The organism is Bacillus tuaregi (assembly GCF_900104575.1).
GTDB lineage: Bacteria > Bacillota > Bacilli > Bacillales > Cytobacillaceae > Bacillus_BD > Bacillus_BD tuaregi.
On the sequence record NZ_LT629731.1, the window covers coordinates 1,477,538 to 1,502,551 of the forward strand.

At 37.4% G+C, this 25,014-nt stretch carries 23 protein-coding genes; 16 read left to right on the forward strand and 7 right to left on the reverse strand.

Going from position 1 to position 25,014, the window contains the following annotated elements:
- Positions 1 to 180: 180 nt before the first annotated feature.
- The 4 genes from BQ5321_RS09300 (at position 181) to BQ5321_RS09315 (ending at position 3,019) form a co-directional block, all read left to right on the forward strand.
- Entirely contained in the window at positions 181 to 408 is a 228-nt protein-coding gene (locus tag BQ5321_RS09300; protein WP_071394229.1) for a hypothetical protein, read from the forward strand.
- A 43-nt stretch (positions 409 to 451) separates the two neighbouring features.
- Positions 452 to 1,429 carry a helix-turn-helix domain-containing protein gene (locus tag BQ5321_RS09305; RefSeq protein WP_071394230.1) on the forward strand — a complete coding sequence of 326 codons (978 nt, stop codon included), beginning with the start codon at positions 452 to 454 and terminating at the stop codon, positions 1,427 to 1,429.
- Positions 1,430 to 1,544: 115 nt separating this feature from the next.
- On the forward strand, positions 1,545 to 2,546 hold the full coding sequence (locus BQ5321_RS09310; protein WP_071394231.1) for an HNH endonuclease: 1,002 nt from the start codon (positions 1,545 to 1,547) through the stop codon (positions 2,544 to 2,546).
- A 140-nt stretch (positions 2,547 to 2,686) separates the two neighbouring features.
- Positions 2,687 to 3,019 (forward strand): HIT family protein, encoded by a 333-nt coding sequence (locus BQ5321_RS09315; protein WP_234978461.1) that lies wholly within the window; start codon positions 2,687 to 2,689, stop codon positions 3,017 to 3,019.
- Between the two features lie 97 nt (positions 3,020 to 3,116).
- Here the strand turns inward: BQ5321_RS09315 and BQ5321_RS24935 are convergent, their stop codons facing one another.
- From BQ5321_RS24935 to dptF, 4 genes are read right to left on the reverse strand one after another with little or no spacing between them, the layout of a single operon-like run.
- On the reverse strand, positions 3,117 to 5,741 hold the full coding sequence (locus BQ5321_RS24935; protein WP_071394233.1) for a helicase HerA domain-containing protein: 2,625 nt from the start codon (positions 5,739 to 5,741) through the stop codon (positions 3,117 to 3,119).
- Positions 5,742 to 5,755: 14 nt separating this feature from the next.
- Positions 5,756 to 8,431 (reverse strand): hypothetical protein, encoded by a 2,676-nt coding sequence (locus BQ5321_RS09325; protein ID WP_071394234.1) that lies wholly within the window; start codon positions 8,429 to 8,431, stop codon positions 5,756 to 5,758.
- Positions 8,412 to 9,776: a DNA phosphorothioation-dependent restriction protein DptG gene (gene dptG / locus BQ5321_RS09330; protein WP_159433413.1), complete on the reverse strand. Its 1,365-nt coding sequence runs from the start codon at positions 9,774 to 9,776 to the stop codon at positions 8,412 to 8,414. Before dptG ends, BQ5321_RS09325 begins: the two co-directional genes overlap by 20 nt.
- Before the next feature lie 5 nt (positions 9,777 to 9,781).
- Positions 9,782 to 12,067: a DNA phosphorothioation-dependent restriction protein DptF gene (gene dptF, locus BQ5321_RS09335; protein ID WP_071394236.1), complete on the reverse strand. Its 2,286-nt coding sequence runs from the start codon at positions 12,065 to 12,067 to the stop codon at positions 9,782 to 9,784.
- 394 nt (positions 12,068 to 12,461) lie between these two features.
- Between dptF and BQ5321_RS09340 the strand changes: the two genes are divergently transcribed.
- Positions 12,462 to 13,475, forward strand: coding sequence for an HRDC domain-containing protein (locus BQ5321_RS09340; protein ID WP_071394237.1), 1,014 nt, complete (start codon positions 12,462 to 12,464; stop codon positions 13,473 to 13,475).
- A 127-nt stretch (positions 13,476 to 13,602) separates the two neighbouring features.
- On the opposite strand, the gene BQ5321_RS09345 is transcribed toward BQ5321_RS09340, so the two are convergent.
- Positions 13,603 to 14,802, reverse strand: a complete 1,200-nt coding sequence (locus BQ5321_RS09345; RefSeq protein WP_234978376.1) for a PDDEXK-like family protein — start codon at positions 14,800 to 14,802, stop codon at positions 13,603 to 13,605.
- A 335-nt stretch (positions 14,803 to 15,137) separates the two neighbouring features.
- Here BQ5321_RS09345 and BQ5321_RS09350 point away from each other — a divergent pair, with 335 nt between their 5' ends.
- From BQ5321_RS09350 to BQ5321_RS09370, 5 genes are all read left to right on the forward strand, one after another.
- On the forward strand, positions 15,138 to 15,620 hold the full coding sequence (locus tag BQ5321_RS09350) for a small multi-drug export protein (RefSeq protein WP_071394238.1): 483 nt from the start codon (positions 15,138 to 15,140) through the stop codon (positions 15,618 to 15,620).
- 21 nt (positions 15,621 to 15,641) lie between these two features.
- The gene (locus tag BQ5321_RS09355) at positions 15,642 to 16,388 is read left to right on the forward strand and encodes a hypothetical protein (protein WP_071394239.1); all 747 of its coding nucleotides are present in this window, start codon (positions 15,642 to 15,644) and stop codon (positions 16,386 to 16,388) included.
- An 18-nt stretch (positions 16,389 to 16,406) separates the two neighbouring features.
- Positions 16,407 to 16,802, forward strand: a complete 396-nt coding sequence (locus tag BQ5321_RS09360) for a GntR family transcriptional regulator (RefSeq protein WP_071394240.1) — start codon at positions 16,407 to 16,409, stop codon at positions 16,800 to 16,802.
- Positions 16,803 to 16,804: 2 nt separating this feature from the next.
- Positions 16,805 to 17,668, forward strand: a complete 864-nt coding sequence (locus BQ5321_RS09365; protein ID WP_071394241.1) for an ABC transporter ATP-binding protein — start codon at positions 16,805 to 16,807, stop codon at positions 17,666 to 17,668.
- 311 nt (positions 17,669 to 17,979) lie between these two features.
- Positions 17,980 to 18,543, forward strand: coding sequence for a hypothetical protein (locus BQ5321_RS09370; RefSeq protein WP_139187777.1), 564 nt, complete (start codon positions 17,980 to 17,982; stop codon positions 18,541 to 18,543).
- 176 nt (positions 18,544 to 18,719) lie between these two features.
- Here the strand turns inward: BQ5321_RS09370 and BQ5321_RS09375 are convergent, their stop codons facing one another.
- Positions 18,720 to 19,685, reverse strand: coding sequence for a DUF3895 domain-containing protein (locus BQ5321_RS09375; protein ID WP_071394243.1), 966 nt, complete (start codon positions 19,683 to 19,685; stop codon positions 18,720 to 18,722).
- Positions 19,686 to 20,011: 326 nt separating this feature from the next.
- Here BQ5321_RS09375 and BQ5321_RS09380 point away from each other — a divergent pair, with 326 nt between their 5' ends.
- From BQ5321_RS09380 to queE, 5 genes are all read left to right on the forward strand, one after another.
- Complete coding sequence (locus tag BQ5321_RS09380) at positions 20,012 to 20,899, forward strand: fumarylacetoacetate hydrolase family protein (RefSeq protein WP_071394244.1); 888 nt, start codon at positions 20,012 to 20,014, stop codon at positions 20,897 to 20,899.
- Between the two features lie 143 nt (positions 20,900 to 21,042).
- Positions 21,043 to 21,303: a DUF1801 domain-containing protein gene (locus BQ5321_RS24645; protein WP_234978377.1), complete on the forward strand. Its 261-nt coding sequence runs from the start codon at positions 21,043 to 21,045 to the stop codon at positions 21,301 to 21,303.
- 391 nt (positions 21,304 to 21,694) lie between these two features.
- Positions 21,695 to 22,384 (forward strand): 7-cyano-7-deazaguanine synthase QueC, encoded by a 690-nt coding sequence (gene queC / locus BQ5321_RS09390; RefSeq protein WP_261798740.1) that lies wholly within the window; start codon positions 21,695 to 21,697, stop codon positions 22,382 to 22,384.
- A gap of 4 nt (positions 22,385 to 22,388) precedes the next feature.
- Positions 22,389 to 22,871 carry a 6-carboxytetrahydropterin synthase QueD gene (gene queD, locus BQ5321_RS09395; protein WP_071394246.1) on the forward strand — a complete coding sequence of 161 codons (483 nt, stop codon included), beginning with the start codon at positions 22,389 to 22,391 and terminating at the stop codon, positions 22,869 to 22,871.
- Complete coding sequence (gene queE, locus BQ5321_RS09400; protein ID WP_071394247.1) at positions 22,864 to 23,592, forward strand: 7-carboxy-7-deazaguanine synthase QueE; 729 nt, start codon at positions 22,864 to 22,866, stop codon at positions 23,590 to 23,592. Before queD ends, queE begins: the two co-directional genes overlap by 8 nt.
- Here queE and BQ5321_RS09405 read toward each other — a convergent pair.
- A complete protein-coding gene (locus tag BQ5321_RS09405; RefSeq protein WP_234978378.1) occupies positions 23,554 to 24,045 on the reverse strand; it encodes a phage tail protein in 492 nt (163 codons plus the stop codon). The genes queE and BQ5321_RS09405 overlap by 39 nt on opposite strands.
- A 235-nt stretch (positions 24,046 to 24,280) precedes the next feature.
- On the opposite strand from BQ5321_RS09405, the gene BQ5321_RS09410 reads away from it, so the two are divergent.
- Entirely contained in the window at positions 24,281 to 24,973 is a 693-nt protein-coding gene (locus BQ5321_RS09410; RefSeq protein ID WP_071394248.1) for a response regulator transcription factor, read from the forward strand.
- Positions 24,974 to 25,014 lie beyond the last annotated feature (41 nt).

The window sequence follows — 25,014 nt, forward strand, 5'->3', positions numbered from 1 at the left end:
TAGTAGAACTCCTTTTTTGAAAAATGCATTTGTACCAAAAATCGCAATTTCGTTCTGAATTCGTATCAATTCATTCCGGATTCATAGCAATTCAGAACGAATTGGCTCATTTCGGAATGAAATTCGCATTTTTTGAGAATTGTACATAGCTGTTCAGATTATATACATTTGAGATTGAAGGTGGAAAAAGAATCCCTGTATGGATGTCAACGATTAATTTTTCCTTTTAATAAATTCGTATCAAAATTTCAATTTGCGCCGCAAATGATATGTTTTCAGGCTGAATTTATATCATTTGCCGCTCAAATTGATATTTTTGTGGACCAATTTGAGGTTTTTGGAAAATGTACAATTGGCTTTTCATTTTATACATTGGAAGGGAAAGAGATAGGGAGTTTCCCTAAATAAGCTAATATGACCAAAACAGCATGAATTTCTGGAGGCCTGACACATGTACAAACTAAACTTTGAAACTATCAAAAACTATCAATCTTTTTCTACAATCGAGGAAATGGATCAAGCTGTTCGTGGGTTTTTATATAAATTCAAGTCTTCTTTATCAGATGGAGCGATGAAGGTATTGAAATATTTATGGAACTACTCAGTAAAGGTAGTTGGAGTGTCATTCTCAAAATATGATACGATGGCTGCAACTATCGGGCTAAGCCGTAGGACTGTGATTCGTGCAGTGAAAATGTTAGAGGAGCTCCTTTTTATCAAAAAAATCCCAACCTCACGAATGAACGGAAAGCAAGGGGTGAACCTATTTGTCATCCAGCCTTTTGCTGCGATTGATTCTTTATTGGCTAACGTGTCACCCCAGGATGTCACCCAACCTGTCACTCCTAATAAAGCAGAGAATAAACAAAGCTCACTCTGTGAGAATAAAAAACAAAACCGTATTTTCGAAAACGAGGTTGATGTTGATAATACTGTTAGAGAAATGGAATTTGAATCAAGTACAGTTTGCGATTTTGCAGCAGCTGGTGAAAATAGTCCTGTTGAACAGAAGGCAGAATTGACTCCAGGTGAAGAGCAGCAACAAAATGGAAAATCAAGTGCAGCTGTTCAATCTCATGTTCAACTGGAATCGGTACAATGGCATCAATTTGATCCAAGTTATTTACCGTCGTATGTAAATAAAGACTTTATAAAAGCAGCACAGCCGTTTTTTCATGCTGGTGACATTCATAAAATCTGGTCAAAGGTTCATTTGGCATATAGAAAGGTGAAGCTAGAGGCACGTTTGGATGAGGTGATGGAAACCATTATTGCTGATTTTAAACAGACAGTTTTCTTGTATAAGACAGGGAAGATACATACTACATTTGAGGGGTATTTTTATAGTGTTATTTATCGAACACTGTGGCATTTGAAGGTGCAGGAAAATCACCAGCAGTGGTATGAGAATGTGATGAATCGTTATTAGTAATGTTTTGTTGCTAACAAAACACTGATTACATATAATTTTCCTTCAAACAACTTTGTTTTGCTATAATAAATAAATAAGATGAAAAAATATTATCTAGTTTGTTAGGTGAGCTATGAGTTATAAACTGCAAATAGGTGAAATGAAAGTAGAGTATCTTACTGATAAAGAAATTTGGGGTCATTTTAATTATATCTTTTCCGCTAAATCCAAAAACTCTACTACATATAAATTTGTTCTTATAAAATCACTAATTGAAAACCTTTACAATGTGAATGACAAGCTTGAGTTACAGTATGATGTCCTATTCTATAGCTTTTCGAAGATTTATTGGAATCTTGTCATTCATCATCGTTTAAATCAAATTAATATGATTGATAAAAAGTCGGAGGTTCAACGGATTTTATTAGATGTTCAATCAAAACATATGATCCCGGATTCCTTTGTATTTGATAAGCTTTCAGATGAACTGCAAATACAGATTGTTCATAAAGTTAAAAAGAAGTGTAAGTTGAATGTGATGGGAGCTATTTATGGTGATACAGACGGGACTATCTACGACTTTGATAACAAGAAAGAATATTTACGTTTTAGTCCTGCTTTTTATTCGTTCATGCAGCGGTTTCAACGAGTGTTGAAATATTTATCAAATTACCATTTAGCTTTATTTCTAGAAAAGTTTAATGAGCAAGGGGATACAAGCAATCTTTTATTAAAGGTAGAGAATGTCTCGAAACGTGCCTCTTTAGACCCTTTTTATCAATTATTGGCTGCTTTTTATGATGGAACATGCTTTTATTGTGGAAAGACGATTAAGAATAAGAATCAGGCGCATGTCGATCATTTTATTCCTTGGAGTTTCGTTCAATCAGATCAGCTATGGAACTTAGTGATTGCCTGTTCTTCTTGTAACCTTTCCAAAAATGATAGGTTGGCAAATACTCACTACTTGGATAGTTTAATTGACCGTAATGAGATATTTCTTTCTTCATCTGAACTTATCATTAGAGTGGATATGAAGGTTTATAATAATAAAAAACTGAAAGAGCTATATACCTATTCTATAGATAATGGTTATACAGATATTTGGTCACCAAGGAAACGATTAGAGAGATAGAAAAGGCACAGAAAACAATATGCGAGAGTACGATTGAGTTTTGTAATCTCGTATCTAAAAACACTTTGAGCAAAAGAGAAACAGATAAAGAAAAGAGTGAGTTTTCTTATATGACTTGTGTATTCTGCAATATAAGTGAAGTGGTATTGGAAAATGATTTGGCACTAGCCTTTTTTGATAAATATCCAGTCAACAAAGGCCATCTTCTCATCATTCCTAAAAGGCATGTGGAACAATACTTTGACCTATCAGCTGAAGAGAGAAGTGCTATCGATCGATTGTTATTTGAGGGTAAAAGAATGCTGGATGAGCAATTTGCCCCTGATGGCTATAATATCGGCATGAACTGCGGGGAAGAGGCTGGGCAGACGATCTTTCATGTGCATGTTCATTTGATTCCAAGGTATAAAGGTGATATGGAGGAGCCGCGTGGGGGAGTGAGAGGGGTTATTCCAGACAAACAGAAATACTAGAGTTAACCTTTCGATGAAAGAGTAAAAGGGAGAATTGGCCTGTGAAACTAGACCAGTTCTCCCTTTTTTTGAGCATTTAAAACGTTTGAAAATGCTTTTAGCGTCCTTCCAAGGCCATAATATCAACCAAATAAGGCTTAGACGAAAGAAGGTTACCATCTCTATCTAAAATAGGTGCATGAATCACACATTGTCCCTTCTTCAGATTCGATAACCGCATTTCCCATTCCTTTCGTTCTCCGGAATCCTGTGTAAGGTTTGCTGCAATAGAGGCCACTTCATTTTCCATTGGTGCAAAGATAACCTTCATTGCTGCGTTTTGTAGTCGGCTGACCTGATCGGTGGAGAAGCCGCCCTTTAGGAATTGGGTAGCAAACCAACCGGACCAACCAAACTTCCTGCCTTCTACTAGAATTTTTGCACTTGGAGAGTCTCCGCTGAAATCCAAGCGTTGTGATTCATCCAATATGACTGGGAAGGGAAGATTCTTTTTCCCGTGCTGCAGTTTATAGTACCATAAATCCCATAGGATAAACTCTGTTATCATTTTCTGCACATCTGGAGAAAAGCCTGTCAATTGAACGACAAAGACCTTTCCTTTTTCTTTTTCAAGAAAGGACCAGTCAAAATCCTTTTCATAATCAAATGGATTCTTATCAATTAGTAAATTCATTTGTGATAAGGCTGTTTTGGCTGGAGTGGAACCATCCTCCTCTAGCAGCTCACGAAGAATTTGCAAATTCATTCGCTCATCGTGAATGGACATTCCCTTCATAACCGCTTGGTAAATGGCATTTAATTGCTGTGGTCCTAGTGTTGTGTAGATAGAGCTGATGACATTCTTCATTCGTTCTGCTACGTCAGAGTCATCCTCAACAATCAAAATATCCTCATCCAGCTCCTTTTGGTTCCTTTTAAAAGGATTCACTGGAAACTTCTTTGCTAAAACGATAAATTGCTCCAGGTTCTCTCCCATTTTCTCCTTGAAATCATCCTCAAGCTGAGATTTCTTGAACCCATCCGTATAATCGATAATCATGCTTGAAATCCCGTTCTTAGACAGCTCCCAAAGTAGACATTGAATGAAGTAGGTTTTACCCTGCCCAGAACGTCCCGTTATAAACAAGTGGCGGTTTGCAAGGCCTGGGTTGCCGAATTCCCAATGAACCATATGATTCGATCCTTGGATGGTACCGATTGGAACTCTAATATCTGAAAGAGGTGTAACCGGGTAATTTGCATGAGTATCGTCCACTTCGTTATTATCCTTACCTAAATCCGAGGCATCAGCATTCGACGTTTGCTCGGATGAGTCAAGCTCCTCTTCCATAGGATTTTCCTTCATAGCATCCTCATCAGATTCTTGTTCTAATTCAGGGGAAGTTTCGTTTTCACCAAAATTATCAACTAAAACTGTTTGGTCTGATTCTGGATGAGTAGGTTCAGAAGGCTCTCCATAATGAGCGGCTTCTTCCGCAATTTTCATGTGGTCAGGTTCCATCAAATATTTTCCTTCAGTCTCAGCTTTAACAGGTTTCCATACAACATTCAAATCTGATTTCTTCGGTTTATATAAGGAAAATAACATCTTCTCAGGAACAAAATCCATATAGCCCTTTTGCATTTTCTCTAATATTTGGTCCATATTCATGACCAATCCAGCAAAAGCATCCTCTTCAATGAAGGTAAGCTTCAAGCTGTTGTTTTCCAGCTGGGCTGAGCGAAATCCATAATCCTTTCGGAAGGTAAGAACCGCGCTTTGACCGATATAATTTTCAAGATGCAGGCCAATTCGGAAAGCATCATTCATTAATCTTGGCTTTAATTGATGAATCTTTTGATATTTTTCATCCGACCACAGGCCGTTTGCATAGAGCTTCTTTGCGTTAGCTAGAAGAATTTGTGCAAAGAAATTTCGGAAGAATTTCTTTTTGAAGCTATCTTCTCCAGGCTCTTCGATTAAAAAGGTCTTAAACAGATTGGTTGTTTTTTCGATTTGTATTTTAGCCTTCGTCGTTTGTAGCCGTCCAATTTTCACCTCTACCGGATAAAAATAAAGTACGAGCTCATCCTCAATTTCCTCTACACCCATCATTAATATATCATCACTATGCTTTCCGCTTGAGTTTAGATTCTTTGCCGAGAAAATTCCTTCGCTTTTCGTCAGCTTGATAGCCGATGCGACACGGAGAATTTCCTCTAAGGATACAGGTATCCATGTGATATTCGGGTGATAGAAATATCCTTCAACAAATTTCATTGCTGCGACAAGACTAATTTTTTCTCGGGCGAGATGTCCTTTGCTGCCAATAATGTTTAATAGCCATTCTCCGTTGATGGAGTTAAATGACTTTATGGCTAAATCAATATTTCCCTGTGTGAATTTCACCTTGCTGCCTATGTAATCGGAAATGACCTTTTTATATTGATCAGATTTATCGGTGACTGTAATGGCATCATAGCGATCAGACGATGTGTGCTGATCATTGTAATGGATGACTAAAAGATTCTGACTTGATTTTTGGAAGAAATCAAGATCCACACCCGGATCGATAAAGGTAACCCATGCAGATGATTGATAAAGCTTATCTAGCAAGCTTTTCCCTTCTGTTGATGTACTCATGACAATCGATTTGTTTTTACTATAGGAGTTCTTTCCTTCATTTTGCATATTAAAGGAAAGCTCATTATAGCGGGCAGCTAGGGTAATTAAGACATTCAAATTCTTCGGTGCATTCAATAAGCCAAAGCCGATCTGTAATCTGATTCACTGGCAATTGCCACAACTGATGAGAGTAATCCGTCTAATGCAATTCCTGTTTCCATACTATCTACCTGATGCGATGCATCGATGTCTTGGGTAGGCAGCTTGAAAAAGGATATATGTGCATATTGGAATTCCGTTGATGGTGTTAAATCAATTTTAAAATAATGAATTCGTTCTCTAATTAGACGTAACACATCAACTGCGTCAAATTCTCTGGAACTTAAGCTTATGTTGAACTCAGCTTCAATTTCAGATGGGGTCTTCAGTGTCGAGAATATTTCAAAGGCACTTGGATTTTGCACATGATCCCGATAAAGAGCAACCTCTATTGGAATCATTCCATCCTGCCCATTTGTTTCAAGCTGTTGCTTTAAAAAGTTAAATAGCCCGCGCACGACTTCCTTATCATTATGAATCTCAATTACATTCAACAGAAGGGGAGAATGTGCGCTTTCGAGAAATAAATAGTCAAAATGACGAATGAACTGCTTGATTTTATCCTCGACAACGGTTGCAAGGAACTCATTTGCTGTTCCGACTGTTATCAGCTTCTCTGGCTCATAGCTGTACCACTCCGCAAAAGGGGAATCCATGGAAGGCCGATACAAATCATCCTCACGTGAATAAAGGAATGGAAGAAGATTTTGTGGATGAAGCCGGTCTAAGATTGGATAATCAAGCTCCTCATCCTTAATTTCCTCCTCCAGCCTTAATTGATAAGCTACATTTAACGGATGAAGGGAGGACAGCCAAATTTTTCCGTTCGTAACAGACATACCTAGCGTAAAGAGATTTTTTTGCTCCTGCGTTAGGAGGGTGTGCTCCTCAATTGCATGAATTTCCTCCATTACGGCTTGTACATATTGTTGGGCAAGTGGAATTAATTCTTCATCCATATAGCTTAGGCTTGGAAGCCGGTTATAGGTAGTAAAGTAGTCCAAATAAGCTGTAAATGAAGCTCGAACTTTCTCAGGGAGTGAATAAGGTTCTACCTGTTTTCCGTCTATGAGAAAAGTATACTTATTTTCCAACCATTTTTTTTCTAATAGGAGAATCTCCTTGAAGTTTTCGTATGGATAGAAGGTATTCGTTCCATATTTCAAACGATCATGGTCTAAATAAAAATGCTCACGTTTTTCCCTTTTAAGCTTCCAGACTCGTCTTGCCGGAATGGGATAGGATTTCGTATCGGTATCCTTTAATTCAATCGGAAGATAGTAGCCGTCAATTTGCACCGTGAAATTAAGGGAATCATCATCCCATGCACCAGCATCAACATCTAAAATGAGCTTTTCATTTTCTGTTTTAATGATGGTTTCAAAGGGTTCCTTAATGGTGTGCTCCCTTGCAGCTTCACCGGTACCAATCGTGGTTTGGTCGCCTTGATACTTTAGGAAGATTCCTTTTTCAGATGGCTTGATTTTAATTTCAAATAAGGACTCGATACCCTCGAGTTCGGATACCGCAAAAGGAACAATACAAAAATTAAATTCGTAGCTGGACTGGTTTTCCTTATTATGCTTGTATTTTATCTGCTGAAATTGAATCCCTTCAGGAGAGGGGAGAGTTACTTTTAATTTCCTTCCACTCGTGACGGCAAAGGGTTCACTCCGTTTATCGATAAATTGCTTTTTTAAGTAGTCATCGAATTCAAAGTGCATTTCTACCGATGGTTTCTTTTCTTCGTTAAAAATAATGATATGGCGCTTTCTCTGACCGACCTTTGTTTCTAGAAGAGGACGCTCCCAAAAGCTGATATGTTTATTTAGCTTTTTTGTTTCACTGCTCAAATAATCTAATGAACGCTTCACATTATTGTGGGCATCCTTAACTGGGGCAAATTCATTTTCAAACCAATTTTCCCTCTTCAGCTTAGGAATCATTTTTTCATCAAAGGATTTTTCCAGCTCTGTGTCTAGGGTTTCATAGTCATGGATTCGCTGGACCAGCTCAAATAGGCGATTGTTCTCATCCAAACGCTTTCGGATATCAGAGGGCTTGATATAGGAGCCTTTTCCAAGTTCCTTATCTGGAAAGAGATATAAAGCCTTATAATCTTGTTCGTCAATATTGCCTTTGTTGATTAAAGCAATCACATCGGCGTAATCCCAAAGGGAAGTTTGGATGACGATATCCTCCAGCTTTTTATCCAAATGAAAATGGATGATTTCCTTTTCAGCAGTAGACAGGTTGTCGTTATAATCCAGCTCATTCTTAATATAATCGGTAATGCTTTGAATATTAAAGGGCATGCCCTTTTGCTGCAAGTTCTTGCTTCCGCCCTGTATACTATCAAGGGATAGATGGGAAATAAAGATAATGGATGTATGCTCCCACTGGTCCTCCTGTTCACTAACCAGATTTCGAATAGTCACTAAAAAGTCAGGAGTGATTTCATTAATGGTAGCAGCAACAATAACCTTTACGTCACCAACCTGTAAATAAAAGGTGTTATACGGTGAGCCAAGTTGGTGCTGATATTGAAATGCGTTAGATTCTGGGAGGTTTTTTAACGTACTGTAGAAGTCCCTTACATTCTTTTCATCATCAAACTGAAGATAGAAGCGTTCGCCTCCCTCTAGGTGCTGACCTTCCAAAAATGTAAACAGCTTTTTAGCCATATAGTTATAAAATTGGTTTAACATATTGCGCATCACCACTATCACTTTTTTTCTCAATTAAATTGAGCTTGTTAAATAATTCTACGATGGCTTCCTTTGAATATCGGTCAAAGTAAACCCCTCGTTTTTCGAATTCGATAAATAATTGCTTTAATGATATTTTCTCATGCTTTACGGAAACCGCGGTCAAAAGAATGAGAAAGTCCTGTGTGACATTCAGGATATTGCCAAGAGATCCACGTGTTTTTAAGAAATAAGTTTTTCCAATTTCATTTATTGCTAATGCATAACGATACTTTGTTTCTAATGACAACCCTTTTGAGAGTTGATTATGTAGCTGTCTACAGCTTTCCATGAAGTCCTGTTTCCTATTTACCTCATGTTGGTTTCCTAGAACAATCTCCGAATATTCACAGGTCCAGGCATACATATCGTTCAATCGATCTGCTCGCTCCGCCTCTGTCAATGCCTCGAACTGTTCCTGTAGCTCCATATAATTCAGGTTTTCCGTTTTCAATAAATAATTTAAATGCTCAAGTGTATTGACGTGGCTTAATAGTCTACGAGCGTTATCCATGATGACTTTAAAGCCTGTCTTGACAGCCATCCGGCTTCGGTTTGATGCCTCCCAATCTAAGTTGTAATAGATTGGAGTTGGAGAGGCTGGATCCATTTTCTCAAATTGATTGATTTTCAACGTAAATTGTGACGATGAATAAAAATAATAATAGGCGAGAAAAAGGTTAATATGATTCATGAAAAAATCCTTGTTTGATAAAAGCGTATGGATATCTTCTAAGAATATTTCTCTTATAAACGGAAGGGTAGGGATATATTTTCTCTTTTTTTCCGTTTGATCAAGCTGAGGCATATGTTGCTGGATGAGACGGGACAGCACATGCTCTTTTTCCTTCAGCTTTACGATATCCTCTAATTCTTGTGACTCTCTTTCTAATAGCGCATCATAAAGATAGTGAGCGATTTCTTCCTCGCCGTGAGATTCCTTTGATTCCGACAAAGGAATGTATTTATACATACTTGGATGAAAGATTCGTATAGAGTTCGCCTCAAAGAGATAGGATTCAAGAATCCGTTCGAAATAAGGTCGGTCTTCCTCGTCCATCCCAACCGTATTTGAAATTTCTTGGATAATGCTTTTCTCATTTAATTCAAAATCGGAGCCTGCATTTTCTACATTTCGGAAAAACTGCCCCAATACCGGGGTGAAACCATTTTTAAATTTGGCTCTTTCTGGATTTCTTGTTTGGAAAGGGAGAAAGCAGGTCTTTTTATTAATGGTATGCTTTAAGGTCCGCTTTCCATTTTTTGTACTAACTAATGTTTTTCTAATATCCTCTAAAGCACTCAAAATCATCACTGCTCCCTGTAAAATGAATAGGATTCAAATTCTGAATCGTAAAGTAAACGGAAAGACAGGCGATGCTCAATATCCTTAATGAGAATTTCCTCCTGCTGCTTTCCGAATGGTAATAGCTTCTCGATATAATCGATGAATTGAATCGAATCCTCGCGATCCTTTTTATTTAAACGATAACCATTTTTTACCCTAATAACCATTTCGTACAGCTGTAAATCAATTTCAACCTTATGAACCTCTGGATAAGGGTCACATCTAAAGCCAAGAAAGATAGTAGGAGTAAATCGTTCGACCACATCAATTTTTTCATTTTTTATTGTAATCGGTGCCTTTTTTATTTCTAGTGGTTCCGCAATTCGAATGGTGCTGCCTTCTGGGTCAATATATAAGTAGTTATTCTTTGGACTGCCCCTCCAAAGGTAGATGGCTTTTTCAATATCAAAATACAAGTTTTGTAGCATTGGCTTTCTATCTGTATTATAGGCATACAAAAACTTCATATAATTCGCATAGACAAGATCCTTAAATGCAAGCTGTAGATGGGATTCGTATAAATAGGTTGATCGAATAAATAATTCGCTTAGCTCCCTTTTTGTATCCTTATCTAGCAGTGCTACTTCCTCAATAGGCTCTAATAGGTTCATCCATCCCTGGGCATCCGGATCGTATATCACATCTCTGAAAAAGGTGTAATAGCTTCCTGAATTATTCAGGCTGATTAACTTTTCATCTAACTCCTTTATTCGACGATGAATGGGATCATGGTTGGCAATCATTCTTAAAAGATGAGATTTTTCAACGCCCTCGAACAATAGGTTAGGCAATAGGCTTGGCAACATATCAATAAAGTCGGATGTTCGAATTTCCTCTACGGAGGTTGGGACAAGGATGTCATAGATAAAATTCAATAATGCACGTGAAGAAACAATGACCTTGTCTTTCATAATGGTTTTAATAATAAGCTGAATGATTTGCTTTTGAACAGATTCTGACGTGAACATTTCGAAATTCACCAAAAGTGGATTAGTGGCTAATTCCTTTTTATCCATCAAATATGCCTGATAAAAAGGATTCTCATCTATTGGAATCGTGATTCGCTGAAATAATTCAGATAGATACGAAGAAATGGGTCCTTCTGCACTCAGCTCGAAGGTTCGATAATCACCAAAGTTAAGGAGAATAAAATGATTATCCTCTGGTGGATTCGTTATGGCATTTGAATCAAATACATTTGCCTCTAATATATAGTCCTTCAGCCTTTGATATTTTTCCTCTGCATACGGGGACTCAATAAAGTTATTTAGCACACCAAGGTTAATCGCCAGTATGAGCTTTTCGTTGCTTGTATCAATCTTGTCGTCTGAAAAGCTATCTAAAACCAATGCCAGAGTATCTAAGGAATTTTTTCTTGGGTCAAAGCTTTCTGTTGCATCATTATGTATAGTGAATGTATCCATTATCTCAGGCATTGTTGTGGACAGACGGGCTAGAAGATGAGATTTCCCATCTCCGACACTTCCGCAAAGAAAAATTAGTCGACTAGTAGAGGCTTTCGCACATTCGCGTACATATGCTTCTAATTTCTCTTCAATTGGTCGCTTCACATGTAAATATTGTTTAAAATCACTTAATCCGTTAGGACCTTCAACTGCACCCTTTGCAGATTCTCTCAACTGATTAAGCTGATAGAGAAGTCTTGAGTCATGCAGAACTGGAAGCTCATTTTCAGCTGGTGTTTCGTTTTTTTCGACTTCTAGTGAATTTCCATCCTGTACTTGACCGATTTCCTTTAAGTAATTTGGCAAGTAGTCATGCAGCAGCTTCTTCATTTTATCGTCCATCATTTCTTCCAAGTCCACCGGCTTTGGATCTTGGTATTCAGGTACCTTAATATCAAAGCTTAAATAGGACTCTGTATACCATTTTAGGATGGTATATAAATTAAAATGTACCTTTAACCCATCAGAGAAGGGAATCTTTTGTTTATCGTGGACAGCAGTGTTTCCTAATCTCCGAATTCTGTCAAATGCTTTAAACAAGTCCTCTTCAAAGACTCCGGCATTCTTTACTATCATTAATCTTTCCGCATGCTTGGCAAAAGTCGGGTAATCTATTTCTTCTTTTTGATAGACATCTTCAATTATATGCTCAGTTAATTTTCTTGCCTTCATTAAAGCAGCTTCCATATCCGTGAACAAAAGTTTTTCAAAATCCTTTGCAAGCTGTGCCCACTCTTGATTTTGTTCGCGAATAAAGGCAAAAGCATATTCCTGCTTTCCCATCGTATTACCTCCGAAATATGTTAGTGGAAAAATTCCAATAAATATACTATAGCATGTTAAAAACATCGGTTCCAGGCGTTATCCAAATGATGGGTTTTATATAAAACCAACAAAATGAGGAGTGTTCGATTCTATGAATTATTAATAATTTAATGATGATAATGATTCTTTAATATTTTTAATTCTCAGTATTACAGCCTTATTCCATATAAATGAATCAATGAATCCTTTATCATCTCCTTCTGGAGAATGAAAAAGTTATAGTATAATAGTGTTATAGATAATCACAAAGAACGTATATTTTCTTATATATACATATATAAATGGGTGGCTGCAAATTGAGTAGGTATTCTATGAAGTAGAAATATCTTTATTATTAAAGGGGGAATAATAAGTGAGCTTATTTGATAAAGCTTTTTATCATGTATTTAATGGGAAAAGAACCATTACAGGTCCAATTTTTAAGAAGGATTTTGAAAAGGAAAATAAGCACTTAAGAGAATTAACGGCGCTATTACATACAGTAGTATCGAATAAAAGGAAATATATTGAGAGAGATATTGCGTTATTAAAGTACGGTTTAGAAGGAGAAAAAAATCTCTATTATGAATTAAAGAACTCATTTATTCCTATGTTATGTTTGCATGATATTCGGCTTGAATATAAGGATTACGTGGCGCAATTTGATTTTATTCTAATCACAAACAAGTTCATTTACGTTTTAGAATCGAAAAAGCTTAGTGGGGATATTGAAATTAATGCAGATGGGGATTTTATTAGAATTATCAAAAATAGCAATGGTAAGGTTGTGAAAAAAGAAGGGATGTACAGCCCCATATCCCAAAATGAACGGCATGTTAATATTCTACGAGAAATTCTCATTAATGAAGGAGTTATTAAAACACTGCCGATTAAATCTGCTGTAGTCATAGCTAATCCCACAACAATTGTTAATAAACAAAAGGCCCCGATACATGTACAGGGCAATATTTATAAATATGATCAAGTTAACACCTTATTAAAGAATGAATTAAGCGATCCTAAAAATGAAAAGGATATGTTTGAAAAATATATGTACCAGATTGCAGATTTTCTTGTGGATCATCATAAGACGATAACCTATGACTACAAAGCAAAATATTCTTTATCCAATGAAGATCTTCATAGTGGTAATACTACTGAACAGGTTCAAACTGATTTAAGTTTATATAATGCTTTAAAGGAATATAGATTACAAAAAGCTAGAGAAGAAAAGATAAAAGCCTATATGGTATTTACAAATGAAATGTTGGATTTATTGACACAAATAAGACCAGTAACAAAAAAAGAACTTCTTAGTATAAAAGGGTTTGGAAATAAAAAAGTGGAACAATACGGTGAGGAGATTCTTAGCATTATTAATCAATAAGAACAATTGGATTTCAATCACTTTTTTAACAACTAGTTTTTTAAGCATATTTAGCTTTAACTGTTTCTATAGTAACTATCATATATGATAGAACGAACTTCATGGTAGCTACTATAGAAAAGTTTGACTAATCGTCATTTAAAGGAAAGTTATTAAGTATTATCTCTTCTAATTCTATTAGATTTTTATTAAGAAACTGTTTTAATTCAAAGATTAACTTTTCTTTAATCGAAGAAACATCGTTTTGTTCAAAAAATGATTTTGATATCAATTCCTTTGAGAATATTTGAGTATATTGAGTTCGTAATTTTATAGATCTTCCGATAAATTTATCCTTATGTTGGGTACTTATGTCAAAAAGCCTATCTCTGGTTGAAGGTTTTCCAGGTCCTATAATAAGTTTTAATACCACTTTTTCAGTTCTGTTCTGAACCTCAAATAAGAGTATTCTTTTCGTATTTGTCCAGCCACTCCCTTTTGCTGTGATTATGGAGTCTAATTTGGAAGTAGTAAAACGGATATAGGTTTTGCCTGAAACATCTAAAATAATATTTGGAAGATTTATTAACTTATCAGTTATGGTCTCTGCTATCTCAGAATAAATATCTGGCTTGTATTCAAATATTAAATCAAGTGCTTTTTGATGCTTATAATAGATTTCTCTGCATATTTTTTCTAATTCTTTATCACCCACAATATACCTCCTTAATATCTCTAGATAGTGCTCCATAAAAGTCCATGCTTGTATGCTGATATTATCTTTTTTCAAGGCTTTTGATTTTTCTAAAGCTTCAATTATGTAATGATAATTAATACTAAACCAGTTTTCTTCGTCACTGGGTCTGTCTCCAATAGGAGTTAAGAATAGAAAGAACTTGTTGTAACCAAGGAATTCTTCTTGGATGGTATTATTATATTTATTGAGTTGCTTGTTAGATTCTTTACTCCAAATTTTATTTTCGATGATGATAACAATCTTGTATTCATCTGAAAAAATAAGTAAATCTATATTTCTCCATTCCCTGCGTACAATAAACCTTCTATAATCCATCAGGGAAATTTTAAACAAGTCAATGTTTGAGTTTTGAATACTATTTCGATGATTATAGAAAACTTCCTGTAAAAACTTCTTAATAAATATATCATCTAGACCATGAGTTTCATCTGGGGTTAAAAGCCACGCGATTACATTACTGTGTCTAATCTCAGTATTAACAATACCTAGCGTTTCAAAAATATTGAAATTAGAAATTTTTGATTCCAAATGATCGAGTATATCTACATCCATTAGAAAGTCTTCAATTGCTTTTCTATCCTCTTCTAGCAATATTTTTCCTTCCTTTCTAAAACTTAGTTATGTTCTACTACATGTAGATGTTTATTGTCTGCTTAGTTTTGTTTAAACAATATAAATTTATGAGATGGTCCACAGGGACAGGTTCACTGGCCCATTAAGTGGCTATACAAGACGCTCCTTCATATGAGGAGCGTCTTATTAATTTTTGGCAAGAAAATCAAATGTGATAGAAACATCCAAATTCTGGATGGTGCCTGGCACCCTTTTCAATAATTCTGAAAAAGGGGTTGCTAATATATTTTCTGGTGTTATACTGTGTATATAGATATACACAGATATACACTTAGAAAAAGGGGAGAAAGTATATGAAGGTTATTTGGGGTTATGTTTTGGTATTTGTTTTGGCGGCCGTGCCGTTTTTTGAAGGGTATGGGGTCATTCCGATTGCGGTCATTGCTGGATTGCCGATGATTCCGGTTTTCTTGCTTGGTTTAGCCGGAAACATTTTGACGGTCTTTCTATTAGTGAAGTTTATTGATCAGTTTCAAAATTGGCGAAGGAAACGGAAGAATAGTGACGAACAGAAAGAAACGAAGCGGACAAAACGGGCGGCGAATTTGTGGAAAAAGTTTGGGCTACCGGGGCTCGCGATGTTCGGACCGCTTTTGGTCGGCAGTCATTTAACCGCCTTAGCGAGCATGTCCTTTGGTGGAGCGAAAAAAAGTACGTTCCTTTGGGTTTCAGCGAGTATTATCCTTTGGAGTATTGTCTTTACTGTCCTGCTTTATTTTGGTATCGACCTATTAGGCTTGAAGGATCGCGGGATTCTTAACTATTTTCAAAATTAATCTAAAGTGAGGAGTGATTCTATGTTGAAGGAAGCCGTTTGGCTGGTGAAAAAGGAATATCAATATCAGTGGCTGGCCTTTATTGGCACCTTTATCGCCAGTATTGTTCTTGGAGGCATTGTCGGCTTGATGCTGACAGGGCCCAGTGGAGATGGATTTCAGGATTTTTCCGTGTTCCTGCACCGCTTTTTGTTAGATTTGTTTTTTGTTGGAATTGCACCGTCCTTAGCGACCTTTTTTATGGCAAAACCGTATTTAAGCTTTCAAAATGCGAGGCAGAATCCGTATGGGAAGCGAATGGCTGTCCTCCGTTCGCTGCCCATCCCGGTTGCGGTCTTATCCTTAAGCCGAATCCTTCTCATGATAAGCACCTTAGTGATCATGTCCCTCGCTTTTTACGGCATGATGGGGACGGTTTTGTATGGATATATGGGACCTATTTTTGACACGCTGACGTTTGGTGAATATGTGGTCTTTGTCTTCTTTTGGTTTGGCTTTGCGATGATGGTGGGCGGCATGAATCCGTATATTGAATACGGTATGAAGGGGACCATGCTGCATGTTCTACCTTATCTTTATATGGCACTGTTTGTCGTGGTGGAAGTGATTTTCATGCTTAACGGAATTGGGATGGTAGAAATAAGCTTTGAACTCATCAAAGGGGTTGGCTGGCCGGCAGCGGTGATTTCGCTAGTTATTGGAGCCCTGGGCTGCTTTGGTTGGAATCGGTTGCTAAAAACTCGTTTGGAAAATCGAGATTATCTATAGAAAGGAAGCGGGATTTCTATGAAAATTCCCATTCATGTATCAGAGGAAAGCCGAGAGCCTATTTATCATCAGGTCGAAACTCAAATTAAGACCCTGATTGCAAGCGGGCAGCTTCCGCCTGGCACGCCGCTTCCATCGATTCGGGCTTTGGCAGGTGATGTGGGCTGTAGCGTCATTACAACGCGAAGGGTGTATCAAAATTTAGAAAGCGCGGGTTTTATTAAAACCATCCAGGGCAAGGGGACGTTTGTCCGGGAAATGGAAAGTGTACAAATGGAAGAAACGAAGCAAAAGGTCATCTATGAAGCGTTTGAAAAAGCGGTTGAACAGGGAAAGCAGCTTGGCTGTACGAAAGAGGAACTGGGCGCTATTTTTCACGAAACGGTTGAAAGATACTATAAAAATGGGGGATGAAGATGCAAACCTCGCTGGTGGAAGTTATAGGTTTAACGAAAAAATATAAAAAGTTTACGCTAGGTCCGCTCGATTTCAAGGTGGAAAGAGGCATTGTAATCGGTTTAGTGGGAGCGAATGGCTCGGGGAAAAGTACCTTATTTCGCCTCTTGATGAATCTCTTAAAAGAGGATGACGGTCAAGTTCAGATGTTCGGCAGGACACACATTGATGCTGAGTGGAAGCAAAAGGTCGGCTATGCTGGAGAATTGCTGGAGGCCTATGATTTTCTCTCAATTTCAGAAATGAAGAGGCTGATTTCCCGCTGGTATCTTTCTTGGGACGAGGAAATGTATGAAAGGCTAGTGAAACGCTATAAAATTGACGTTTCGGAAAGGTTCAGCAAATGCTCAAAAGGGACAAAGAAAAAGGTCGAGTTTATTTTCTCCCTTTGCCACCATCCGGAGCTGCTTCTGTTAGACGAACCGACCGCCGGAGTGGATCTGGTGTCACAGCGGAAAATGAAAGAGGATTTGCTTCATTTTATGGATGACGGTGAAAAAAGCATCGTGCTGGCCACACACATCGTCGATGAAATCAATCAGCTTTGTGATGAAATCATGGTGCTGGACGAAGGACGTGTCGTTCATACGTACAATAAAGACGAAATCTATGATCAATGGGCGCGAGTGTGGGTCACAAACATCACCGATTCCATCAAACAGCACCCAAACGTCATTCATTACGGCACTGCACCCATGCAGATTGTTACGGATAACCTATGGGAGCTGGAACGAGTCTTAGCAAAAGCGCAAATCGAAATTGGGCAGGTCCAGCGCTTAGCGTTGGAGGAGGTATTGGAGTATTTGATTGAGGGCAAGGAATAAAAGGCGACAGACACTATCCGAATTTTGGATGGTGTCTGTTGCCTTTTCATTTCAGTGGATAGACTCCTGGAGATTAAGGACTAAAAATTTGGTAATAGTTGTCATCTGTATAATTGACGAACGTTTGTTCTTGTAATATAATGAATCTATACAAAACGATTTCAATTCAAAACATAATAGATTTCCATAGGATTAGGTTAACGCCGTTTTTTCTTTGCTATGTTATAATATAAAAAACTTGGAGGTAATGAATGATGAGTAAGGAATTACAAGAATTATTACGTTCAGTTTTAAAAGAAGAATTAAAACCAATGGATGATCGCCTAAACGCAATTGAGAAAGATGTGAAAGTGAATTCGCAAGAAATGCAGGAGTTTAGAACAGAGGTAAATGACCGGTTTAATAAGGTAGACGATAGATTCAACGAAGTAGATGACCAATTTAATAAAGTAGATGAGAGATTCAACGAAGTAGATGACCGATTTAATAAAGTAGACGATAGATTCAACGAAGTAGATGATCGGTTTAATAAAGTAGACGAGAGATTCAACGAAGTAGATGATCGGTTTAATAAAGTAGACGATAGATTCAATGGAGTAGATGACCGATTTAATAAAGTAGACGAGAGATTCAACAAAGTGGATGAATTTAGAGTCGAAGTAATCAATCGTCTTGATGGTTTGGACAAAGGTCAAAGTGAACTTAAAGAGATTATAAGACATAACGCAATATTAATGACTGAAAACTTTACTACTATTCGAAAAGATTTACGAATAAAGGTTCAAGATAATCAAGCTGATATTGATCTATTGTTCAAAGAGGTAGAAGGAATTAAACGAAAAACTAACAAGATTGAGCAAAAATTAAATAATTAACTAGGTAATGCTACAGGAAAAAGTCCTGTAGAGAAATTCTCTACAGAACTTTTTCCGCTATTTTCAATCACTAATTATACGGTGGTGTATAGAACTGCCCCTTGTTGGGTAAGGGGAAGGGCTTTTCCTCTTGTTAACAAAATCTGAACCATCCGATTGTTTCTGTACCTTCAGTATTAAACAACTGAATACCAGCGATCATCTAGTTCGCCTTTTTCTAGACGACATAGCCCTTGCTTAACGAGTTGATCCAAAAACATGGCTACGTGAGGATAAATGAGGGGCTTCCCTGTGCTGAAGTATCCTTTATAGTTATGCTCAATTGTATTCAGTTCCTCGCAAAGTTCTAGTACACTGATGGTCCCGTTGTTCTCTAATGATTGAATAATCAACTGATGGGCGATTGAACCCAAAGGAGTAGTGATTAAAGGCTTCTTGGCCAGCTTTTTGGGACGTGATCTTGGTATCTCATTTACAACAGGCTTCGTTACAGACTTAGAAACCGATAAGTTTCTTTTTCGCTGCTCTTCCTTCAGTTTTTCAAGCTCTTTTATATATTTTTGTATGTGTAATTCTTCTTCTTTTTCCCGTACCAGCTCGGCTAATCTGTTCATCTGTTTATCAAGTAAAGGTAATCTAAGCTGAAGCTGTTCATATATTTCTATCGGAATCTCTAGTTTATAGTCTATGATCTTCTTTATAAGGGATCGATCCCAGCCATTCTCTAATTTATAGAGAATTTCATCTAATTCATAATCAATTGACTCAAATCCTTTTATAATATCCTTCACAATATTAGCGGGTATTCCTGTGTGAAATTCGAAATGATTTCTCCCGAATTTTTTTATTGCTCCTGACCGTATGTTTTTAACAATATATTGATAACGGAGGGACATGCCACACTCGCAGCGATAAGGTCGATTTCCTTCCCCTCCATCTAATAAATCAATGAATTCCCATAGTTGAATTTCCTGTTCTAAATCCTGGTCGGAGCCTAAGTAGGTACCTTTCCCCAAGGCTAATGCATTCGAGAAAACGGTTCGCTTGCCTCTTTTTAACTTTTCAATTAAAAAAAGACGCTGATTCTCTGTTAAGGTACTCAATCGGGCATTTCTTTGCTGCGAAGTATAAAAATAGTCCATGTAAGCCACCTCCTGAAATTTATTCAAAGCGAGACTCTATGGTGAAATCGCTATTATATAAATGCATTTTACTCATTATGTACTTTTTACTAATTGTAACTTAATAGGATTGTTTTTGTGAACTTAATAAATTCAATACCAGCAATCATTCCGTCCAATTTCCTATAAGTATCAAACCCTTTCCTAAACCAGTTTGTGTTATATTTTTGAAAAATTCTAATAATTAAGGGTATATTCCATTTCCAAATGGTAAAATAGAACTGTTCATAGATGAATGGTTTAAGAGAGAACATTTGGTGAGCAGACAATCTATATGAGGTGATGGAATGAAGTTTGTAACGGTGAAGGATCAAAGCGGTGAATTTATTGGTGTAGTGGATGAATCAGGTACACGTGTTTTACCTTTAAAGAAGGCATGGGAGGAAATAGAGAATACTCCGTTTCCAGATACCATGCTGCAGGCGATTGATCTAGGCGATGAATTTATTGAAAAGGTACATAAGTTGATGGAAAAAGTAAACATAGATTCCTTTCTTTCGCTTGACCAATATACGATACTGGCGCCCATTCCAACTCCACGCAAAAATATCTATTGTGTGGGAAAAAACTATGCGAAGCATGCGATTGAAATGGGAAGTAAGGAGGATATTCCGGAGCATCCGATTATTTTTACAAAATCTCCAACGACCGTTGTTGGCTGTGGTGCTGAAGTGTTAAATCATCAGCAAGTGACAAGTGAGCTGGACTATGAAGGCGAATTAGCGGTGATTATCGGGAAAAAGGGGAGAGGCATCAGCCGGGAGGATGCTTTAGACTATGTGTTTGGTTATACGATTTTGAATGATGTAACGGCAAGAGATTTGCAAGCGCAGCATAAGCAATATTTTATCGGTAAAAGCCTTGACACCACATGCCCAATGGGACCGTGGATTGTTCATTCCTCTGAGATTGAAAAACCACATAATTTAAACATTGAAACAAAAATTAATGGTGAAGTTAGACAGTCATCCAACACAGAAAACTTTATTTTTCCGATTGAGGAAATTATTCATGTCCTATCCAAGGGAATGACACTTGAACCGGGCGATATCATTGCAACCGGCACACCTGAAGGAGTCGGTAAAGGCTTCAAACCGCCGCGCTTCCTAAAAAGCGGTGATGTCATGACCGTCACGATTGAGCAAATCGGAACGTTAACCAATACAATTTCATAAAAGAGGCGCTTTTTTAAAGAATGTTCCACGGGGACAGTCCTGTCCCTTTGGAACAAAGGGAAGGTATTTGATATGGGTGGAGCTTCCATAGAAAAACAGGAAATACTATCCTCAAAATAATCCGTGTAAGGGGTGCAATTATCATGACATCAAATAAGAAAATGAATGGTAGAAACAAGTTGTCTGGTCCTGAACAGGTTACGGAATTTATGGATGAGCTTCAACATCCGCTTAAAGAGGAAATTTCCATGGTTCGTCAAATCATTCTCAGCACGGATCAAAAAATTACCGAACATATTAAATGGAATGCACCTAGTTTTTGTTATGATGGTGAAGATCGCATTACTTTAACCTTAATGGTAAAGGGTTTTTCCGACTCATCTTCCATTGTGGAGCAAAGGTAAAAGAACGAAATACAAAGGAACCACTGATTAATGATACAAGTGGGTTATTAGAATGGAAATCTGTTGACAGGGCCATGATGAAATTTACGGATAAAACGAACGTTTATGCGAAAGAAAAACAGCTTAGAGAAATCATTATAAAGTGGCTAGATGTTATATAATATATAACGTTCAACCATTTGGACTATTTCGTAAGTCGTTGCATATATGACTAATTCTTTTAAGTGTAAAAAGATGCCTATCACAACACATCGACACATCGGGAAAAAAATAGTAAACTAACAATATACTTTACAATTACATAAACATTCGTACTTTTACGATAGAGGTTCTAGCCCCCCTCGATAAAAAAACTAAGTAAAACAGTACTTCGTCTTGGGGTACTGTTTTTTTGTATTTTGAAAGGAGTTATTTAAATATGCTTAAAGATGAAAAGGCAGTGGTTGTATTTAGCGGTGGACAGGATAGTACAACTTGTTTATTTTGGGCCATCGAAACCTTTAAAGAGGTAGAAGCGGTTACCTTTAATTATAACCAGCGACATATTTTAGAAATTGAATGTGCGAAAAATATTGCGAATGAGCTAGGTGTCAAACACCATATATTAGATATGTCATTATTGAACCAGTTGGCACCCAATGCTTTAACTCGAGACGATATGGAAGTGAAAGAAGGGGAGGAGGGAGAGCTGCCATCTACTTTTGTGCCAGGACGGAATCTATTATTTATCTCGTTTGCTGGTGTGCTTGCTAGTCAGGTTGGGGCCAAGCACATTGTTACAGGTGTGTGTGAAACAGATTTTAGCGGGTATCCTGATTGTCGTGACGTTTTTATCAAATCATTAAATGTTACCTTGAATTTATCGATGGATCAGGAATTTGTGATTCATACACCATTAATGTGGCTGGATAAAGCAGAAACATGGCAACTGGCAGATCAAATGAATGTCTTAGACTTTGTGCGAGAGAAAACCTTAACCTGCTATAACGGGGTTATTTCGGACGGCTGCGGGGAATGTCCTGCCTGTCTATTAAGAAAAAGAGGGCTCAATCACTATTTGAGCACCAGAAAGGAGGACTGAATCTATGTATGGTTTTCGAATTGTGGATAAGCTCCAAAAGCTGGATCAGGATATTCATCGCGAACAATTAAAATATCATTCTAAAAGAGTTTTAGTTAGTAAGGAATTTACTTTTGATGCAGCGCACCATTTACACAACTATGACGGCAAGTGTAAAAATTTACATGGTCATACCTATAAAGTGATTTTTGGGCTGAGTGGTTATGTAGACGAAAGAGGCATTATGATTGATTTTGGCGATATGAAGGAGATTTGGAAAAATGAAATTGAAATTTTTCTCGATCATCGATATGTCAATGAAACACTTCCGCCAATGAATACAACAGCGGAAAACATGGTCGTTTGGATCTATGAAAAGATGGCAGAAGCCATACAAAAAGAAGAGAGAACGCAAAAATATAACAGTCCAAGGGTAGAGTTTGTCCGTCTATATGAGACACCTACGAGCTATGCAGAGGCGAGACGGGAGTGGATGGAAGTTGAGTAAAATCCCGATTATAGAAATCTTTGGGCCGACGATTCAAGGGGAAGGAATGGTCATCGGGCAAAAAACGATGTTTGTTAGAACGGCAGGCTGTGATTATTCCTGTACCTGGTGTGATTCTGCCTTTACATGGGATGGAACGGGAAAGGCTTTAATCAAGCAGATGGATGCGGAAGAAATATGGCAGGAGCTTGTTTCACTGGCAGGGGAGGGCTTTTCCTTTGTCACGATCTCAGGCGGAAACCCTGCATTATTACCCAATCTTAGCGGTTTGATTGATCTTTTAAAGAAAAAGGGGATCAAGATTTGTCTCGAAACACAAGGAAGCAAATGGCAGGATTGGTTTTATGACATCGATCAATTAACTCTTTCGCCGAAGCCACCGAGCTCCGAAATGAAGACGAATTTTCATCGTTTAGATAAAATCATCGATCGCCTCAAACTAGCATCTAAAATAGAGAATACTAGTTTAAAAGTGGTTGTTTTTACCAATGAAGATTACGATTTTGCCAAACAAGTGCATTTCCGCTATCCTGAAATCCCGTTCTATCTCCAGGTTGGTAACGATGATAATCAGACAAAGGATAACGAACAATTGGTCTCTCACTTATTAATGAAGTATGAAAAGCTAATTGATAAAGTGATGCAGGATAAGGAATTACATCAGGTCAGAGTGCTTCCCCAGCTACATACATATATTTGGGGAAATAAACGCGGCGTATAAGCAAGGAGACTGAGGTGCCTGGCACCTCAGCCCTAGTTTAGACTTCCGCTTAGCAAACTTAAACTTTCCTTCTAATTCACTTGGTACCTCCATCCCTTCAGAAAGCTTAAAACCCACTGCCCGCTTCGGCTTAGGACCATCAACCGTGTACAGAATGTTGACTTCCAGACCGTCCTCATAGAAAACAAAGGTCCATTTGATATTTTCCACTTGAAAACGCGACGTTTCTAAAGGCTTGGCTGCAAACTCAATATCACGTTCTTCTTTCAAAATTCGGTTCACATAATCAAGCGTCTCTTGACTTTCGCTAGCGGGGAAAACCGTAAATTCATGCTTGTATTTATTCATAAAGTACCTGGCTTCATTAGCCCGTAAACCAGCCAACGCTTCTGCTACAGGTGACGTTTCTAGGCCAGCTATAGACACGTCTTTATAATCAACGAGATATTCCATTTTAACGCCTCCCATTATTTCCTTCAAAAGAAATTCACATTTCACCATATTCCACTCTATCATACCCGCGATCCGTTTGACTGATAAGGAGGTTAAAGGTCTTTTTTCAGGTATTGGGTTATTTCCTTCAACAACCTTTAGCAGCACCTATAGATATTTTGTTAAAATAATAACAGAAACAGAAGGCTTGCAATGATAAGCAAGATGCTAAATCTATTATTAAGGTGTTGATCATATGGAAAAGGAAATAAAAATTTTAGTGGTAGAAGATGATAATGATATTAATCAATTATTGTGTGACATTATAAGAAATAGTGGTTATCTGCCACAGCCTGCTTTTTCTGGAACAGAAGCGATGATTTACTTGGAGCAGCGAGAGTGGGATATGGTGCTGTTAGATTTGATGCTCCCCGGAATGTCAGGCGAAGAGCTTCTTGCTAAAATAACCGAACAATGTCCTGTTCCTGTCATGATCATATCAGCGAAGAGTGAACAGCAAACAAAAATAGAAGCATTAAGATCAGGTGCGGATGATTATATAACGAAGCCTTTTGATATAGAAGAAGTATCTGCGAGGATTGATTCCCATTTGCGCAGATATCGACAAACAAGGCAATATTCACAAAGTACAGAGCTAAGGTATAAGGATATTCGTATTGATACAGATTCGCAAATAGTACAGGTGAATGGAATGGCCCTTTTTTTTACAGCAAGAGAATATGCCATTTTGACCCTACTTATGTCGTCACCTAAGAAAGTCTTCACAAAATCCAATTTGTTTCAGAGTGTATGGAATGAGGAATACTATGGAGATGACAATACGATAAGTGTTCATATGAGTAACCTCAGAAGCAAACTATCGAAAGCCAATCCAAACGAAGATTATATTGAGACGGTCTGGGGTGTCGGATATAAATTGAAAGCTTAAGACTTTCTTAAGACTTTTATTAACTCTTTTTTATGATTTCC